At 64.4% G+C, this 14,955-nt stretch carries 17 protein-coding genes; 2 read left to right on the top strand and 15 right to left on the bottom strand.

Annotated elements, in window-relative coordinates; translation table 11 throughout:
* Positions 1 to 7: 7 nt before the first annotated feature.
* The 9 genes from ACO2Q9_RS00975 to ACO2Q9_RS00935 all read right to left on the bottom strand — a co-directional run bounded on the left by ACO2Q9_RS00975 (position 8) and on the right by ACO2Q9_RS00935 (position 7,965).
* Positions 8 to 499 carry a chemotaxis protein CheW gene (locus tag ACO2Q9_RS00975; protein WP_423307395.1) on the bottom strand — a complete coding sequence of 164 codons (492 nt, stop codon included), beginning with the start codon at positions 497 to 499 and terminating at the stop codon, positions 8 to 10.
* On the bottom strand, positions 496 to 2,250 hold the full coding sequence (locus ACO2Q9_RS00970) for a chemotaxis protein CheA (protein ID WP_423307393.1): 1,755 nt from the start codon (positions 2,248 to 2,250) through the stop codon (positions 496 to 498). The genes ACO2Q9_RS00975 and ACO2Q9_RS00970 overlap by 4 nt, the downstream gene beginning before the upstream one ends.
* 18 nt (positions 2,251 to 2,268) lie before the next feature.
* Complete coding sequence (locus ACO2Q9_RS00965) at positions 2,269 to 2,634, bottom strand: response regulator (RefSeq protein ID WP_423307391.1); 366 nt, start codon at positions 2,632 to 2,634, stop codon at positions 2,269 to 2,271.
* A gap of 11 nt (positions 2,635 to 2,645) precedes the next feature.
* The gene (locus ACO2Q9_RS00960) at positions 2,646 to 4,361 is read right to left on the bottom strand and encodes a methyl-accepting chemotaxis protein (RefSeq protein WP_423307389.1); all 1,716 of its coding nucleotides are present in this window, start codon (positions 4,359 to 4,361) and stop codon (positions 2,646 to 2,648) included.
* Positions 4,362 to 4,376: 15 nt separating this feature from the next.
* The gene (locus tag ACO2Q9_RS00955; RefSeq protein WP_423307387.1) at positions 4,377 to 4,871 is read right to left on the bottom strand and encodes a hypothetical protein; all 495 of its coding nucleotides are present in this window, start codon (positions 4,869 to 4,871) and stop codon (positions 4,377 to 4,379) included.
* Positions 4,868 to 5,320, bottom strand: a complete 453-nt coding sequence (locus tag ACO2Q9_RS00950) for a hypothetical protein (RefSeq protein ID WP_423307385.1) — start codon at positions 5,318 to 5,320, stop codon at positions 4,868 to 4,870. The genes ACO2Q9_RS00955 and ACO2Q9_RS00950 overlap by 4 nt, the downstream gene beginning before the upstream one ends.
* A gap of 15 nt (positions 5,321 to 5,335) precedes the next feature.
* Positions 5,336 to 5,698 (bottom strand): response regulator, encoded by a 363-nt coding sequence (locus ACO2Q9_RS00945; protein WP_423307383.1) that lies wholly within the window; start codon positions 5,696 to 5,698, stop codon positions 5,336 to 5,338.
* Between the two features lie 82 nt (positions 5,699 to 5,780).
* A complete protein-coding gene (locus ACO2Q9_RS00940) occupies positions 5,781 to 6,218 on the bottom strand; it encodes a response regulator (protein WP_423307381.1) in 438 nt (145 codons plus the stop codon).
* Positions 6,208 to 7,965, bottom strand: coding sequence for an ATP-binding protein (locus tag ACO2Q9_RS00935; RefSeq protein ID WP_423307379.1), 1,758 nt, complete (start codon positions 7,963 to 7,965; stop codon positions 6,208 to 6,210). Before ACO2Q9_RS00935 ends, ACO2Q9_RS00940 begins: the two co-directional genes overlap by 11 nt.
* A gap of 175 nt (positions 7,966 to 8,140) precedes the next feature.
* Between ACO2Q9_RS00935 and ACO2Q9_RS00930 the strand changes: the two genes are divergently transcribed.
* Positions 8,141 to 8,476 (top strand): DUF6172 family protein, encoded by a 336-nt coding sequence (locus ACO2Q9_RS00930; RefSeq protein ID WP_423307377.1) that lies wholly within the window; start codon positions 8,141 to 8,143, stop codon positions 8,474 to 8,476.
* Positions 8,477 to 8,497: 21 nt separating this feature from the next.
* Here ACO2Q9_RS00930 and ACO2Q9_RS00925 read toward each other — a convergent pair whose 3' ends face one another.
* The 3 genes from ACO2Q9_RS00925 to ACO2Q9_RS00915 are packed head-to-tail and all read right to left on the bottom strand — an operon-like array spanning position 8,498 to position 10,804.
* Positions 8,498 to 9,790, bottom strand: coding sequence for a DEAD/DEAH box helicase (locus ACO2Q9_RS00925; RefSeq protein ID WP_423307375.1), 1,293 nt, complete (start codon positions 9,788 to 9,790; stop codon positions 8,498 to 8,500).
* Positions 9,791 to 9,796: 6 nt separating this feature from the next.
* Positions 9,797 to 10,024 (bottom strand): hypothetical protein, encoded by a 228-nt coding sequence (locus ACO2Q9_RS00920; protein ID WP_423307373.1) that lies wholly within the window; start codon positions 10,022 to 10,024, stop codon positions 9,797 to 9,799.
* 42 nt (positions 10,025 to 10,066) lie between these two features.
* Positions 10,067 to 10,804, bottom strand: a complete 738-nt coding sequence (locus ACO2Q9_RS00915; RefSeq protein ID WP_423307371.1) for a TerC family protein — start codon at positions 10,802 to 10,804, stop codon at positions 10,067 to 10,069.
* A 170-nt stretch (positions 10,805 to 10,974) separates the two neighbouring features.
* On the opposite strand from ACO2Q9_RS00915, the gene ACO2Q9_RS00910 reads away from it, so the two are divergent.
* Positions 10,975 to 11,280 (top strand): zf-TFIIB domain-containing protein, encoded by a 306-nt coding sequence (locus tag ACO2Q9_RS00910; RefSeq protein WP_423307369.1) that lies wholly within the window; start codon positions 10,975 to 10,977, stop codon positions 11,278 to 11,280.
* A gap of 39 nt (positions 11,281 to 11,319) precedes the next feature.
* On the opposite strand, the gene ACO2Q9_RS00905 is transcribed toward ACO2Q9_RS00910, so the two are convergent.
* From ACO2Q9_RS00905 to ACO2Q9_RS00895, 3 genes are read right to left on the bottom strand one after another with little or no spacing between them, the layout of a single operon-like run.
* Positions 11,320 to 11,730 carry a DUF2177 family protein gene (locus tag ACO2Q9_RS00905; protein WP_423307367.1) on the bottom strand — a complete coding sequence of 137 codons (411 nt, stop codon included), beginning with the start codon at positions 11,728 to 11,730 and terminating at the stop codon, positions 11,320 to 11,322.
* Between the two features lie 12 nt (positions 11,731 to 11,742).
* Entirely contained in the window at positions 11,743 to 13,947 is a 2,205-nt protein-coding gene (locus ACO2Q9_RS00900) for a TRAP transporter permease (RefSeq protein WP_423307365.1), read from the bottom strand.
* 3 nt (positions 13,948 to 13,950) lie between these two features.
* Positions 13,951 to 14,904 (bottom strand): TAXI family TRAP transporter solute-binding subunit, encoded by a 954-nt coding sequence (locus ACO2Q9_RS00895; RefSeq protein WP_423307363.1) that lies wholly within the window; start codon positions 14,902 to 14,904, stop codon positions 13,951 to 13,953.
* Positions 14,905 to 14,955 lie beyond the last annotated feature (51 nt).

Genomic DNA, 14,955 nt, shown 5'->3' with positions numbered 1-14,955 from the left:
ATCCATCTCAATGCACCTGCATCCCGGCGACGACCTGGTCGATGTCCAGCAGGATGATCATGCGGTCCTCGATCGTGCCCAGCCCGGTGATCATGCCGGCATCGAGCAGGGCGGCGTCCGGAGTCGGGCGGATGCAGTCAGCGCCAAGGCGTACCACGTCGGAGACGCTGTCGACGACGATGCCCACAACGCGGCTGCCGACGTTGAGGATGATCACGACCGTCGGCGCTTCCTGCGCTGCAGGAGGAAGCCCGAAGCGGGTGCGCATGTCCAGGATCGGAACGATGATGCCGCGAAGGTTGATCACGCCGACCATATGCGCGGGCGAATTGGCGATGCGCGTGACAGCCTCGTGTCCCCGGATCTCCTGGACCTTGAGGATGTCGATCCCGTAGTGCTCTTCTGCCAGGCGGAAGGTGAGCAACTCGCGGGCGGTGGAACCGGCTTCGGGCGTGGCACGCGAATGCGTGGCGTGCGGGGCGAGGATGGCGAAACTCATGCGTATTTCCTTTCGAGATGGGCCTGGCGCGCCAGACCGGCGGCGTCAAGGATGAGCGCGACCCGGCCATCGCCGAGGATCGTCGCACCGGAAATGCCCTGGACGCGACCGTAGTGCGTCTCCAGGCTCTTGATGACAACCTGGTGCTGGCTCACCAGGGCATCCACGAAAAGTGCGAAGCGGCCGTGCTCGGCTTCGAGCACGACGAGGATGCCGTCGTGCTCCTGCGACTGCGCGCCCTCGATGCCGAACACCCGGTGCAGTGCCAGAACAGGCAGGTATTCGCCGCGGACATCCACCACCCGGCCCTGGCCGGCGATGCTCTTGACCGCGTCTGGCGCCGGCCGCAGCGATTCGACGATGTTGGCCAGCGGAACGATGAACATCTCTTGCCCGCAGGCGACCGAAAGACCGTCGAGGATGGCCAACGTGAGGGGCAGGCGCACCACGATGCGCATGCCGGCACCCGCCTCGCTGAAGATGTCGACGCGGCCACCCAGCGCCGTGATGTTGCTGCGCACCACGTCCATGCCGACACCGCGGCCCGAGACATCGGTGACTTGCGCTGCGGTGGAGAAGCCCGGTTCGAAAATCAGGTTCCACACCTCGGCGTCCGGACAGTCGTCTTCTACGGGAATGCCGCGTTCGCGTGCCTTGGCGATGATGCGGTCGCGGCGCAGCCCCCGGCCGTCGTCACTTACTTCCACCACGATGCTCCCGCCCTGGTGCGCAGCGCGCAGCGTCACGACGCCGGTGGCGGGCTTTCCGGCGGCGATGCGTTCTGCCGGTGATTCGAGGCCATGATCCAGGCTGTTGCGGACGAGGTGGGTGAGCGGGTCGGTGATTTTTTCGATAAGCCCCTTGTCCAGCTCGGTAGCTTCGCCGCTCATGCGCAACTCCACCTGTTTGCCCAGCTTCCCCGCCAGATCGCGCACCATGCGCGGAAAGCGGTTGAAGACGGCCGAGATGGGCAGCATGCGGATGGCCATGGTGGCTTCCTGCAGTTCGCGGGTATTGCGCTCGAGTTGTGCGAGTCCTGCAGCCAGACGTTCGTTGGCCTGGGGGCGCAGTGTCTCGGCCAGCATGGATTGCGTGATGACGAGTTCGCCGACAAGATTGATGAGTTGATCGACTTTCTCGGTGCTCACACGGATCGAGCTGGATTCGTGGGCGCTGGCCGGCGGGGCGGCTCTGGCGGCTTGCGCTCCCGCAGCCGATGCAAGTCCGTCGTCGGGCGCGGGCGTGGGCGTTGCTGCGGGTGCGTCGTCGAAGAAGCCGAAGGCGCTGCCTTCACCTGGCACCGGCGCGGCCCGCGCCACAGGCTCGGCAGCCGCGGCGGGCGCATCGACGGGAGCTGGAATTGCCAGGCCGGCCAGCCGGGACATGCGCTCGCGAGAGCGTTGCGCGGCCTCGGGGTCGGCCTTCGCCTGACCTTGGTGCGCAGCCAGTTGCGTGCCGATCACGTCTGTCCCTTCGAGCAACGCATCAACCAGATCACCCGTGACATCGAGTTTGCGCGAGCGCAGTTGGTCCAGCAGCGTTTCCAGCACGTGCGCGACCTCGGCCACCTCGGCAAAGCCGAAGGTGGCGGCGCCCCCCTTGATCGAATGGGCAGCGCGGAAGATCTCGTTGAAGTCGGTGTCCGCTCCCGCGTGAGCCTGCAAACCGAGCAGGCGGGACTCCAGCGTCTGGAGATGTTCACCGGCCTCTTCGACGAAGATGGCGGAAAGTTCGCTCAGGTCGAGGTTCATGGGCATTCCAGTTGGTGTTCAGGCCAGCACCCGGCCGACCACATTGAGCAGCGTCGACGGATCGAAGGGCTTGACCATCCAGCCCGTCAGGCCGGCAGCACGTCCTGCGTCCTTCATCGCCTGGCTCGACTCGGTCGTGAGCATCAGGATGGGCGAGCGGCCATAACGTTCCGTGGACCGCAGCTCACGGGTGAGCGTGAGACCGTCCATGTGCGGCATGTTCTGGTCGGTGATGATGAGGTCGACCTGATGCTCCCGGGCTTTCGTCAGACCCTCCACGCCATCGGCAGCTTCGACAACCTCGTAACCACCCATGCGCAGGGTCATGGCGACCATCTGGCGGATCGAGGCCGAGTCATCAACAGTCAGCACAGTCTTGGACATTTCAGACTCCTTCAGAAGCTTTCCCAGTCACCACCGGCGGCGGTGGCGAGCGCAGGCGCAGCGCGCAGGGGTGCGCGGGTGGGCCGGGCCGCAGCGGGACGGCTCGGGGTCGCCGACGTGCGCGATGCGGGAGCGGGCGTTGCGGCGACCGCAGGGGCGCTGGCGGCTTCAGATGCGGCGGTGGCATCGCCACGCACCCTGAACACAGCCACCGAGTGCACCAGCTGGTCGGCCTGGGTCTTGAGCAGCGTCGCGGCAGCGGCCGATTCCTCGACCAGGGCGGCGTTCTGCTGTGTGGCTTCGTCCATCTGTGTGACGGCTTGGCCGACCTGTGCCACGCCCAGGCTCTGCTCGTTGCTGGCAGCGCTGATCTCACCCATGATGTCCGTCACACGACGGATCGCGGTGACGATCTCCTGCATGGTTTCGCCCGCCTGATCCACCAGCGTGCTGCCTTGTTCGACCCGTTCGACGCTTGCTTCGATCAGCGACTTGATCTCCTTGGCCGCATCGGCGCTGCGCTGAGCGAGCGAACGAACTTCGCTGGCGACCACTGCGAATCCGCGGCCCTGTTCGCCTGCGCGGGCCGCTTCGACGGCCGCATTCAGCGCGAGGATGTTGGTCTGGAAGGCAATGCCGTCGATCACGCTGATGATGTCCGCAATCTTCCTGGAACTGTCATTGATGCCGCGCATTGTGTCCACGACGCGGCTGACCACCTCGCCACCTTCCGTCGCGACACCGGAGGCCTTGAGCGCGAGCTGGTTGGCCTGCGAGGCGTTGTCGGCATTCTGCTTGACCGTGGAGTTGAGTTCTTCCATCGACGCCGCCGTTTCTTCGAGGGCCGACGCTTGCTGTTCTGTACGGGCCGACAGATCGTTGTTGCCGTTGGCGATCTGGGCGCTGGCGCTGGCAACGCCTTCGGCGTTGCGGCGCACTTCTGCCACCAGGTCCGAGAGTTTGTTGCGCATGGCCACCAAAGCGCGCAACATGCTGGCAGCCTCGTCGCTACCTTCCACCGGGATGTCCACAGCAAGATCTCCTGCGGTCACGGCATCGGCGGCCTTCACGGCTTGCTGCAACGGTCTGACGATGGAGAGCGTGGCAAACAAGGCACAGACGATGCCCAACAGCGCCGCCAGGGCGCCGCCACCCATGAGCAGAAACTTGCTTGTCTGCGTGATGGCGAGAATCGCTTCCGCTTCTTGTTTGTCGTGCTGTTCGAGGTTGGCTACCACGGCAGCCAATGCCTTGAGGTACGCCTCGGCCGAGGGACGGAGTTCCGAATCGATGCGATCGGCAATGTCGCGACCTGCGGCTTTCTCCTTGATGAGTTCCTGGCGCTTCTCGAGGTACAGCTTGCGGCGCTCGGCAACAGCATCGATGAGCGTCCGGCTATCAGCGTCGGTGATCAGGCCCTGCAGACGTTTCAGGTTGTCGCTGACGGTCTGCGACAGCTCTCCCATCTCCCGCTGTGTGGTCGCAGAGAACTTGGCGTCGTTACTGTAGAACAGCGCGAGCGCCCGGGCATAGTTGAGGTGGATGCTTGCTGCCCATTCATGCGCGAGCGTCAGGCGCGGCAGTGCCACTTCGCGTTCCTGGATCAGGCCCTCGCGCAGCGTATTGAGGCGGACTACCGCGAGTACGACGAGTACGGCTGCTACCAGAACAATGAGGCCGAATGCGGCACCCAGCCGGGTGCCGATCCTGATGTTGTTGAGTTTCATGTTGGTTTCCTTGGTTCAGAACAGATCGATGGGACCGGGGGAAGACGCATGCCGGCCCACCGGTGCACGCATGCGCTCGAGATCTCGTAATTCCTGGGCGCAAGCCTGCAAGTCCTCGCGAAGGCGGGGCCACTGTTCGGGCTCGACGCCACCGAAGGTCCGTGCGGCGAAGAGCTGGTTGGCATGCCCGTTGAGTCGCGCAAGACCCTGGCCGAGCGCGGCAGCGCGGTGATGCACGTGGTCCAGCATCTGGGCCACGGCATCTTCGGCCTGCAGCGCGACGAAGGCTTCGGCCAGACGTGCCTGCAACTCGGGCGAACCGTCGGCCATGAGTTCCTTCATGTCGTCACGCAACTGGGTCAGTGAGCCGCCGAGCAAGCCGCGCGCATGCGCGATCTCTTCGAGCGCGCCATAAAGCTGATTGAGGCCTTCGCTGCCGCACTCGGACAGCAGTCCGTGCGCTTCCACTGCCCAGGGCGGCGTTTGAGCGGGCGCCGGTGCATGGCTCATGCCGCACTCCTGAGCGACAGCAGGCCTTCACCATAGCCGTCGATATCGAGGGACAGATGCAGTCCGCCCGTGAAATCATCAGTGGCGGCATCCGGTGGGAAGACCATGCTGGCGAGCTTGACCCTCCCACCTTCGGCATCGAAGCCGCAGCACAGCACGTTGAGGATTTCCCCGAAGTTCTCCTGCAGGGCAGGTTCGAGCCGGCGTACGCGAATGCAGTCGCGCGCGACATCCGCAGGGACCAGCGATAGCGCTGCGCCGGCGTAGGCGGCGAGCGCCATGTCGGCGCCAACGGTGCCCAACGCTTTTCCCGTGCCGTCCTCATAGCGACCGAAGATCACCAGCTTGCCTTTTGCGGGTGCAGCGGCGGGTTGCACAAAGACTTTGCGGCGCAGCAGCAGCGAAATGTGACGGCTGATGGCGTCGGCCTTGGCGATATGGGTGCTCATGGCTTTTCAGTCCTGTCAGTCGAGGATGGCTTCCAGCGCGTCGCGGAAGTCATCGGGCGTGAACGGCTTGCCGATCAGGAAGGCCGCGCCTTCCGACTGTGCTCGGGTGCGCATCTCCTGGCTGACCTCCGTGGTGACGAAGCCGAATGGCGTCTTTGCGCCCTCGCTGCGCAGGCGGCTGAGTACTTCAATACCGGTGAGGGCGGGCATGTTCCAGTCCGAAAGGATCACGTCCGGCTTCTCCGTCGCGGCAACGGCAAGCGCCTGCGACCCATCAGCCGCTTCGACGATCTGGTGACCGCGGAACCCGGCTTCGCGCAACATGTGGGCAATCAGCTGGCGCATGGCCCGGCTGTCATCGGCAATCAGGATCTTCATGAGTGCTCCTTCAGTGAGGCGTATTGAATTTGTTGATCTAAATGATTTTAACGTTTATTTTGTATTTGTCGCGTGTACTAGTTCACGAAAAGACCGGGGTTGAGTGAAGTCGCGCACCAGCCGGTGAGCCTGCTGCGTCGGCCATCTGTGCAAAGGAAACGGGCTTGATCAGGATGCGGTCGAAGCCGCAGTTCAGCAGCTGGTTGATCTCGTCCTGCATGCAGTGCGCCGTGTAGCCGACCATCTGGATTGCCGGGCCCAACATGGTGCGCACGCGCCTGGCCAGCACGTCGCCCGAGAGGCCGGGCATGCGCACGTCGATGATCATCAGCTCGGGTGTGAAGTCGTGCATGAGCCTGAGAGCGCGCATCGCGTCCTCGGCCTCCTCGACACGCCAGCCGAGCATCTCCAGGTGTGTTCGCGCGAGAATGCGATTGACTTCCACGTCATCGATCACGAGCGCCAGACCTGGTGTCGGCGGTGCAGGCGGCGGCTGGGTGGCCATTTCGTCAAATTTCATTGGAAGGTTCCTTTCGGGGGATGGGCAGGGAAATGCGTACATGGGTCCCGACGCCGACATCCGAATGGAGGTCGATCTGTCCGCCCATGAGTTCCATCAATTCACGGGAAAGGGCCAGACCCAGACCCGTGCCATGGTCAAGTTGCTGTTCGTGGCGGCTTCCGATGGTGTTGAAACGTTCAAACACCTTGGCCTGCATCTCCGCAGCGATGCCGCAGCCCGTGTCGATGACGGACACGACGAAGCGGTCGTCCGTCAGTTCGCCCGCGACGAAGATTGCCCCTTGTTGTGTGAATTTGATTGCGTTGTGCAGCACGTTGTTGAGAACCTGAACGTACTTGGTGCGGTCGAGCATGAAAACGAGCTCTTCATCCGCAGGCAGGCTCAGCGAGAGGGTGAGCTGCTTCTTGTCGGCGCTGACCTTGTGCACCTCCACGATGGCTTCCAGCAATTCGCGCATGTCGATGCGCTCGGGCGTGAGCTCCATGCGACCGGCTTCGATCTTGGCCAGATCGAGAACTGTCCCGACCAGCGCGAGCAGGTGCTTTCCGCTGCGATGCACGAGGTCACCATACTTGCGCAGCGTGGTATCCGGGGCCAGATCACGGATGAGTTCGGAGAAGCCCAGGATGGAGTTGAGCGGTGTGCGCAGCTCATGTGAGACTGCGGCGAGGAAGTTCGACTTCATGCGGTTCGCCTCCAGCGCTTTCTCGCGGCTTTCGCGCAACCGGCGGATCAGCACCGACTGTGCGGAAGCCAGTTGGCTGATCAGGTAGGCGAGAGCGCCGAGCACCAGAGAAAAGGCGGTCGCCAAACCGAGTGACAACGACGTCACCGGATCCCCCAGGTCGATGAACCCCGGCTTGCCGTAGCCCGCGATGACCGAGAGCGGATAGTCTCCGACGCGCGTGAAGGCGTAGTCCCGGATCTGTCCATCGACAGGGCTCTTGCCCGTGAAGCCGCCTCGTGCCGTGTCGCGTACGGCCGACCAGTGCGCAGTACCCTGGATGTCCTGCCCCCAGGTGATGGCGTCCCCCTGCATGCGCAGGCGCACGATGCCGTCGGTTCCCACAAGCGACACCGCGCCGCCGTTGGCCAGGCCGTCGTAGTTGCGGAAATAGGTCTGCAATGCCGTGGGATCGATACTGCCTACGATGACCCCCTGGAATCTCCCGGCCGCGTCGTGCAAGGGGCGAACGAGCTGGAGGGACATGCGCTTGGACACCCGGCCGATCACCGGCTGGCCGATGTAAAGCCGATCGCGCGGATCGGCTTTCACATCCAGGAAATGCTTGCGATCGGCGATGCTGACGGGGCCCGTCAGTGGAAGCGTGCTTCCTACGATGCGGCCAGTGGCATCGGCGACAGCCACTTGAAGAAGGGTCAAACCGAGGCCCGCGGTGCGACGGTCGATTTCAGTCTGTGCGGGCAGGCCTTTTCCGGACAGAAACTCCTGCCCCAGGCCTGCAAGCATCCCGTCGACAGCAAACATGTTGAGGCCGACGTACTCTGCGAAGCCCTTTGCGTTGAGGTGCGCACGCGATACCCGCAGGTCCTGGTCGCTGCGTGAACTAGCGGCCATGGTGGAGGCAAAAGTGGTCCAGATCACCAGAAGGCAGAACCCGTAGATCCCCCAGGCCAGGCGTTGGATACCCATGCGTGCCGCGACCTGCCAGACGATGCCGGATTTGGGAGCGAAAGGTCCATGTCGGAAAGTGGACGACGAGAGAAAAGGGCTTTGCGGCATAGAACTTGGGTGGCGTTGAAGTACCCCAACTATATCGCCTATATCGTTTAAATCATTTTTATCATTAAAATAATCCGAAAAAGTGTGAATTTGTTGGGCGTGTTTGCGAAGTGATGCGGTGTTGCACGTACGGGGCCGCGCCTCATGCCTGGGGGCTGCGGCTACCATGGTCGCCATGCGCAAAACATTTCCCCTTGCCGCCCCGGGCAAACATCCGGAGCGCCTGCTCGAAGCGACCAAGCACGACATCCGCAAATACGTCCGCCGCGAGCGCCGGCGCGAATTGCCTGAAGACATGGACTACTGGGACTTCGACTGCCGCTTCGGCCCCACCGAAGCCGACGCGGCGCCGGTGCACTTCGCCACGGTCATCGGACTTGTCGATGCGGCAGCCAAAGCTGGCGATGCGCAGTTCTTCGTGGAAATCGTGGCCCGTGCTGCAAAGCGGGGACCACGTGGCGTCGGGCAGGACGTGTTGCGGAACGAGCTCGAAGGCGACGCCGAGGACTGAAGCTCCCGCGCGCCGCAAGGTCTACGGCTTGTTCGCCTGGCGCGCGGCTTCGGCGCGCGCCTTGTCTTTTCTGCTCGGCCGTTTGCCCTTGATGCCGCCCGTGCCGGCTGCGGCCTGTGCAGCGGCTGCCGTCGCAACGGCTTGCGCATCGGGCTCGAAACCGGCGACCGTTTCGCGCGCCACAGGGCGACCCTGGCGCTTCTCGATCAGGCGGAAATGTGCCTCGGTCGCCGGTGTCACCAGGCTCACGGCGAGTCCGCTTTCTCCCGCACGGCCCGTACGGCCGATGCGGTGGGTGTAGTCCACGGTCGAGCGCGGCAGGTCGTAGTTCACCACCACGGGCAGGCCGGCAATGTCGATGCCGCGCGCCGCCAGATCGGTGGTGACCAGCATGTCCCACTGGCCGTTCCTGAATTCGGCCAGGCGATCGCGTCGCGCGCCCTGGCTCAGCCCGCCGTGGAAAGGCGCCGCGTGCACGCCACGGTTGTAGAGCTTCCACGCCACGTGCTCGGCGGCGTGCTGCGAGGCGACGAACACCAGCGACTGCTTCCAGCCGTGTTCGAGCACGAGATGGCGCAGCAGCTCGGTGCGGCGACCCTCGTCCACCACAAGGGCGCGTTGCACGATGCCGGGCGTGGTGTCGGGCGTGTCGGGAACCTCGACGCGCACCGGCGACACCAGCAGCCGGGTGGCCAATGCCTCAACGGCAGCCGGAAAGGTGGCGGAGAAGAAAAGATTCTGCCGTCGTGCGGGCAGCAACGCCAGCACGCGGGCAAGTTCGTCGGCGAAGCCGAGATCGAGCAGGCGATCCGCTTCGTCCAGCACGAGTTGCCGGACGTCGCCCAGTTGCAGCGCGTTGTGGTCGACCAGATCGAGCAGGCGCCCCGGTGTTGCGACAACGACGTCTGCACCCCCGCGCAGCGACATCATCTGCGGGTTGATGGACACGCCACCGAACACCACCTCGCAGCGCAATCGCGCAGGCAGGTGCTGCGCGATGCCGTGAAGCAACTCGCCCACCTGCGCCGCGAGTTCGCGCGTGGGCACGAGGACGAGCGCACGCGTGTCCCGCCGCGTGCGGGGAATCGTGCTGAGCGGAGGGCGTTCTTCCAGCAGCCGCTGCATCAGCGGCAGCGCATAGGCGGCCGTCTTGCCCGAACCTGTCTGCGCGGTGGAGATCAGGTCGCTGCCACGCAGGATCACCGGGATGGAGGCGGCCTGCACCGGCGTCGGCCGGTCCAGTGCGAGTTGCGCGGCGGCGCGCAGCAATTCTGCGTTCAGGCCGAGGGAGGGGAAATCGTGCGATGCGGGCATGCGTTCTCAGGGTGCGCGGTGAAGCCGCGGTGCCGACAGCAACGCGAGGTTGGCATCGACCGCCTCATCCACATCGCGCCAGCGGCCCGACAGGCGTTCCACGATCATGGCCGCTTTCAGCGCCTTGAGGTCTTTCACCGTGGGCGCGACCTTGATCTGCGCGATCGCCGCGCCGGTGTTGCCGCCCTTGAGGAGGGCCAGGATCTTCCCGGTCCAGTCGTTTGCTCTTGCCATGCCCGATTGTCGCCGCTATGCCGGCACTGGCCCGCAACCCGTCTACGCGGACACCTTGGCGTCGCGTTTGCGGCGTGCGCGGATGTTGAGCATCTCCACGACCAGCGAGAACGCCATTGCCGCGTAGATGTAGCCCTTGGGCAGATGCCGGTCGAACGACTCGGCAATGAGGGCCATGCCCACCATCACCAGGAACGCGAGGGCGAGGACCTTCACGGACGGGTGCCTGTCCACGAATTCACCGATCGGTTTGGCGGCGATCAGCATCACGCCGACCGACGTGATCACGGCGGCCGCCATCACCCAGAGATGGTCCACCATGCCGACCGCCGTGATGACCGAATCGAGCGAGAACACGATGTCGACGATGGCGATCTGGCCGATGATGGCCCAGAAGAGCCGTGTGTCTGCGGAACGAACGGTAGCGCTGTCGGCCTGCGGCGGGCCGCCTTCCTCCCGTGCCTCGACCTGCACGAAGATTTCGTGCGACGCCTTGTAGAGCAGGAAGAGTCCGCCGAAGAAGAGCACCAGATCGCGCCCGCTGACGCCCATGCCGAAGAGATGGAACAGGTCGGCCGTGAGCCCCATGATCCAGCTCAGCGTGAAGAGCAGTGCCAGACGCGACAGCATTGCGAAACCCAGGCCGAGGCGCCGCGCCTTGTCCCGCAGTTCCGGCGGAAGCCTCCCCACCAGGATGGAGATGAAGATGATGTTGTCGATGCCCAGCACGATCTCCAGTGCCGTGAGCATGGCAAAGGCGATCCATACGTTCGGGTCCATGAGTTGTTCCATGGAAAAACCTCTTGCCCTGCAAGGGCAAGGCTTGCGGCATCGTCCGCCGCCGCAATGATGGTGTCAAGGCGATACGTATGGCTTTGTTACCGGTCGCTCGCGTCATCGGGGAACCGACGGGCGGCAGCCGGCTCCCACAAGGCGAAAGGAATCCTTCAATGAAATGTCCCACGTGCGACGGCGTCCAGCTCGTCATGTCCGAACGCAGCGGTATCGAAATCGACTACTGCCCGCAATGCAGGGGCGTCTGGCTCGACCGCGGCGAGCTCGACAAGATCATCGAGAGGGCCACGCCCCAGGCCGCGCAGGGCGCGGCACCTGCGCCCGTCGCTGCACCGGCACAGGCGCACCATGCGCCACCCCCGAGGGACAGCGGCTATTACAAGGACAGCGGTTACTACAAGGATGGTTACCGCAAGAAGAAGCGCGAGGGCTTCCTGGGCGAGCTGTTCGATTTCGACTGACCGGAGCGGCGCTGGCAACAACGGGGCATCAAAGGGGCATCAACGTGACACGCGGACGGCCTGCATCGCTGCTGCAGCGGCCGCTGACACGAAGGTGCCCCATGCCACATCGACCAGGCTGAGCTTCAATGACCAGCCCTTGAGCGTGGCGAGGTTGGTCATGTCATAGGCGCCATACGCCATCAGGCCCACCACTGCGCCGCGCAGCAGGGCTTCACTCCAGCTACCGGGATTCGCACCGCCGACGAGGAAGACGAGCCCGGCAGGGTAGAGCAAGTAGAACGCAGCAGCTGGCGCGATGCGAACGCTTTCCGTCATGAGAGCGCCCATCTCCTGCTTGTAGAAGTCACGCGCGAGAAAACCCAGCCAGATGCCGTCGAGCACGGCAACGGCGGCGAGTGCCGCGAGATAGGCGAGCACCCAGGTGCTGGTCGAAGTTTCCTGCGTCATGTGGTCTCCTGATCAAGCGACCACTGTACTCCTGCCAGTGTTACGCCATGCAGCGAAATGTCTCAGCAGCATGGGCACCGTCAGCGCCACGCCGGTCAGGGTGCTGGCGAGACCCGGATACACCATCAGCAAAGCCGCGATGATGCAGACGATCTGTTCCCACCGCTTCATTTCGACCAGGAAGAAGCGGCTCAGCGCAGATGCAAGTATGGTGATGCCTGCCACGCACCCGACAAACGTGACGACGAAGTCGAACCAAGTGAAGCCCTTGGCCACCAGCAGCAGCGATGGCGAGAACACGAACACGAAAGGCACCAGAACCTTGGCCATGCCGAGCCTGAACGCCGTGTTGCCGGTCTTGAACGGGTCGCTGCCGGCCATGCCGGCCGCCGCATACGCGGCCAGCGCCACCGGCGGTGTGATGTCCGCCAGCACACCGTAGTAGAAGACGAAGAAGTGCGCCACCAGCGGCTCCACGCCGAGTTGTACCAGCGTCGGCGCTGCCACCGTCACCATGATGATGTAGTTGGCCGTGGTCGGGATGCCGCAGCCCATCAGGATGCAGACGATGCCGGTCATCAGCAGCGCGGCAAACAAGGCCATGCCGTTGGGCGAAGCAATGGCGGCCGGCACGAAAGCCGCGAGCCCGCCTGCGATGGCATTCGCCCACGACGTGATGATGTAGCTGATCTTGAAACCCACACCGGTCAGCGTGACCACGCCGATGACAATGCCCACGGTGGCTGCCGCTGCGCCGACCGCGAGCGCGTATTTGGCGCCGGTCTCGAAGGCCTCGACCAGCACGCCATACCCGATGCGGCCGGTCACCTTGAGGAAGTGCCGCCCTGCAAACGCAAGCGCAACGCCCACGGCCAGGATGCCGAGCTTGATCCACTCGTTGCCGGTGGCGAAGGCGATGGCAATCAGCGCGACATGCAGCAGGATCATCAGCACCCAGTTGGCGGCGCGGTTGCCGCTGGCCTGTGTGGTCACGCCGACGATGGCGCACGAGGTGATGCCGACAAAGGCCGCGAGGTAGGGCGTGCGACCGCTCACCAGGATGGTGATGAGCAGGACCAGCGGGATCAGCGTGGGCCAGCGCAGCTTGAGGCTCTGGCGCAGCCGGGGCATTTCCTCGTCCGTCAGGCCGCGCAGGCCGTAGCGCTTGGCTTCGAAGTGCACCTGCATGAACACGCCGAAGAAGTGCATGAACGCCGGCACCACCGCCGCGGCGATGATGGTCTGGTACGGCACGTTCAGGAATTCGATCATCAGGAACGCCGCAGCGCCCAGTACCGGCGGTGTGATCTGCCCGCCCGTCGACGACGCGGCTTCGACAGCCGCCGCGAAATGCCGCTGATAACCCACGCGGATCATCGCGGGAATCGTCAGCGAGCCGACGGTGACCGCATTGGCCACCGACGAGCCGCTCAGCATGCCGAACAGCGCCGAACCGAACACGCTCACCTTGGCCGGACCGCCCGCATAGCGGCCCGCGACGCTCGACGCGATGTCCAGGAACAGCTGGCCCAGCCCGATGCGCGTGGCCAGCACGCCGAACAGCACGAAGTGGAAGACATAAGTCGCCACCACGCCCACGGCCACGCCGTAAATGCCCTGACTCGTGAGGTACTGGTGGTTGATGAACTGTGACCAGCTCGCGCCCGAGTGCTGCAGCAGGCCGGGGAAATAGGGCCCGAACAGCGAATACGTGGTGAACAACAGCGCGATGACCGGAAGCGGCCATCCCATGCTGCGCCGCGTGGCTTCGAGCAGGGTGAAGAACAGGACCGAGCCGAAGACCACGTCGGTCATGCTCGGGTTGCCGACGCGGAACGCCAGGCCGTCGAAGACATAGGGGATGTACAGGACGCTCAGTGCGCAGCAGATGCCCAGCAGCCAGTCGACCAGCGGCACGCCGCCCGGTGTCGACCAGCTGTGGCGCATCTCCTGCTGCTGGGCCTTCCTGCTTCCGGCGAACACCAGGAAGATCAGGCTCAGCACGAAGGCCATGTGCACGCCACGGTGCGTGGTTTCGCGCAGCAGGCCGAAACCTGCGGTGTAGTAGTGGAAGCACGACAGCGCGATCAGCAGCCACTTCACGATCACCGTGGCCGGTGGCACGGTGGGGCGGAATCGCATCTCGGGGTCGAACTTCTCCTCGAGTTCCTGGAGTTTCCTGTCGTCAGGGAGGATGGTGGCTGCTGCTTCCGTCATGCTTTACTTCAGGACGCCGGCTTCCTTGTAGAACCTCTCGGCGCCCGGGTGGAACGGGATGCCGGCACCCTTCACCGCGTTCTGCAGCGTGATCATCTTGCCCTTGGCATGACCGGCCTGCAGTGTTTTCTGCGTGGCGTCGCTGAACAGGGCCTTCGTGATCTGGTAGACCGTGTCGGTGTCGGCCTTCGCGCTGGTGACCCATTGCGCGCCCACGGCCAGCGTCTTCACGCCTGCGGTGTCCTTGTAGGCGCCGGTGGGGATTTCATCCACGGCGAAGAAGGGGCTGGCCATGCGCAGGCCTTCGGCTTGCGGGCCGTCCAGCGGCAGCAGTTCGATGCCGCTGCCCGAGCTGGCGAGCTCGGCGATGGCACCGGCCGGTGCGCCGCCCACGAAGAAGAAGGCGTCGAGGGAGCCGTCCTTCATCTTGTCGCCGGCCTGGTTGGGCTTGATGTATTCGGGCTTGATGTCCGACTCCTTCACGCCATAGGCGGCCAGGATCAGGCGCGCATTCACCAGCGTGCCCGAACCGGGTTCGTCCAGCGCGACGCGCTTGCCCTTGAGGTCGGCCACGCTCTTGATGCCCGAACCTTTCTTGACCACGACGTGAACGCTTTCGGGGTACAGGTTGGCGATGAGGCGCAGGTCGGGGATGTTGGGCTTGCCTTCGAAGATGCCGGTGCCCTTCTGGCCCCAGGTGGCCACGTCGGACTGGCTGAAGCCGGATTCGAGCGAGCCGCCGGCGATGGCGTTCACGTTGGCCAGCGAACCGTTGCTGGCCTGGGCTGTCACCACGATCTTGCCGGGCTGGGACACGGCGTTGGCGATCATGCCGCCAACGGGGTAATAGGTGCCGGCGGTGCCGCCCGTGCCGATGCGGAAGAACTGCTGGGCAGACACGGTGCCCGTCAGTGCGATGGCCGCGACGACGGCGGTGGCAAGATGCTTCAGTTTCATGGGATCACTCCTCTGGATAGGGAACAAGGATGGGACGCTGTCAGTACAGCA

Source organism: Variovorax sp. VNK109, assembly GCF_049445855.1.
GTDB lineage: Bacteria > Pseudomonadota > Gammaproteobacteria > Burkholderiales > Burkholderiaceae_C > JAGOCV01.
Note: the sequence above shows the minus strand (reverse complement) of the source record. Positions and strands in the feature narration are given on the sequence as shown.

What these genes read in the sequence shown, in the direction of transcription:
- ACO2Q9_RS00975 (WP_423307395.1), bottom strand. Translation starts at nt 499, where the DNA reads ATGAGTTTCGCCATCCTCGCCCCGCACGCCACGCATTCGCGTGCCACG.
- ACO2Q9_RS00970 (WP_423307393.1), bottom strand. Translation starts at nt 2,250, where the DNA reads ATGAACCTCGACCTGAGCGAACTTTCCGCCATCTTCGTCGAAGAGGCC.
- ACO2Q9_RS00965 (WP_423307391.1), bottom strand. Translation starts at nt 2,634, where the DNA reads ATGTCCAAGACTGTGCTGACTGTTGATGACTCGGCCTCGATCCGCCAG.
- ACO2Q9_RS00960 (WP_423307389.1), bottom strand. Translation starts at nt 4,361, where the DNA reads ATGAAACTCAACAACATCAGGATCGGCACCCGGCTGGGTGCCGCATTC.
- ACO2Q9_RS00955 (WP_423307387.1), bottom strand. Translation starts at nt 4,871, where the DNA reads ATGAGCCATGCACCGGCGCCCGCTCAAACGCCGCCCTGGGCAGTGGAA.
- ACO2Q9_RS00950 (WP_423307385.1), bottom strand. Translation starts at nt 5,320, where the DNA reads ATGAGCACCCATATCGCCAAGGCCGACGCCATCAGCCGTCACATTTCG.
- ACO2Q9_RS00945 (WP_423307383.1), bottom strand. Translation starts at nt 5,698, where the DNA reads ATGAAGATCCTGATTGCCGATGACAGCCGGGCCATGCGCCAGCTGATT.
- ACO2Q9_RS00940 (WP_423307381.1), bottom strand. Translation starts at nt 6,218, where the DNA reads ATGAAATTTGACGAAATGGCCACCCAGCCGCCGCCTGCACCGCCGACA.
- ACO2Q9_RS00935 (WP_423307379.1), bottom strand. Translation starts at nt 7,965, where the DNA reads ATGCCGCAAAGCCCTTTTCTCTCGTCGTCCACTTTCCGACATGGACCT.
- ACO2Q9_RS00930 (WP_423307377.1), top strand. Translation starts at nt 8,141, where the DNA reads ATGCGCAAAACATTTCCCCTTGCCGCCCCGGGCAAACATCCGGAGCGC.
- ACO2Q9_RS00925 (WP_423307375.1), bottom strand. Translation starts at nt 9,790, where the DNA reads ATGCCCGCATCGCACGATTTCCCCTCCCTCGGCCTGAACGCAGAATTG.
- ACO2Q9_RS00920 (WP_423307373.1), bottom strand. Translation starts at nt 10,024, where the DNA reads ATGGCAAGAGCAAACGACTGGACCGGGAAGATCCTGGCCCTCCTCAAG.
- ACO2Q9_RS00915 (WP_423307371.1), bottom strand. Translation starts at nt 10,804, where the DNA reads ATGGACCCGAACGTATGGATCGCCTTTGCCATGCTCACGGCACTGGAG.
- ACO2Q9_RS00910 (WP_423307369.1), top strand. Translation starts at nt 10,975, where the DNA reads ATGAAATGTCCCACGTGCGACGGCGTCCAGCTCGTCATGTCCGAACGC.
- ACO2Q9_RS00905 (WP_423307367.1), bottom strand. Translation starts at nt 11,730, where the DNA reads ATGACGCAGGAAACTTCGACCAGCACCTGGGTGCTCGCCTATCTCGCG.
- ACO2Q9_RS00900 (WP_423307365.1), bottom strand. Translation starts at nt 13,947, where the DNA reads ATGACGGAAGCAGCAGCCACCATCCTCCCTGACGACAGGAAACTCCAG.
- ACO2Q9_RS00895 (WP_423307363.1), bottom strand. Translation starts at nt 14,904, where the DNA reads ATGAAACTGAAGCATCTTGCCACCGCCGTCGTCGCGGCCATCGCACTG.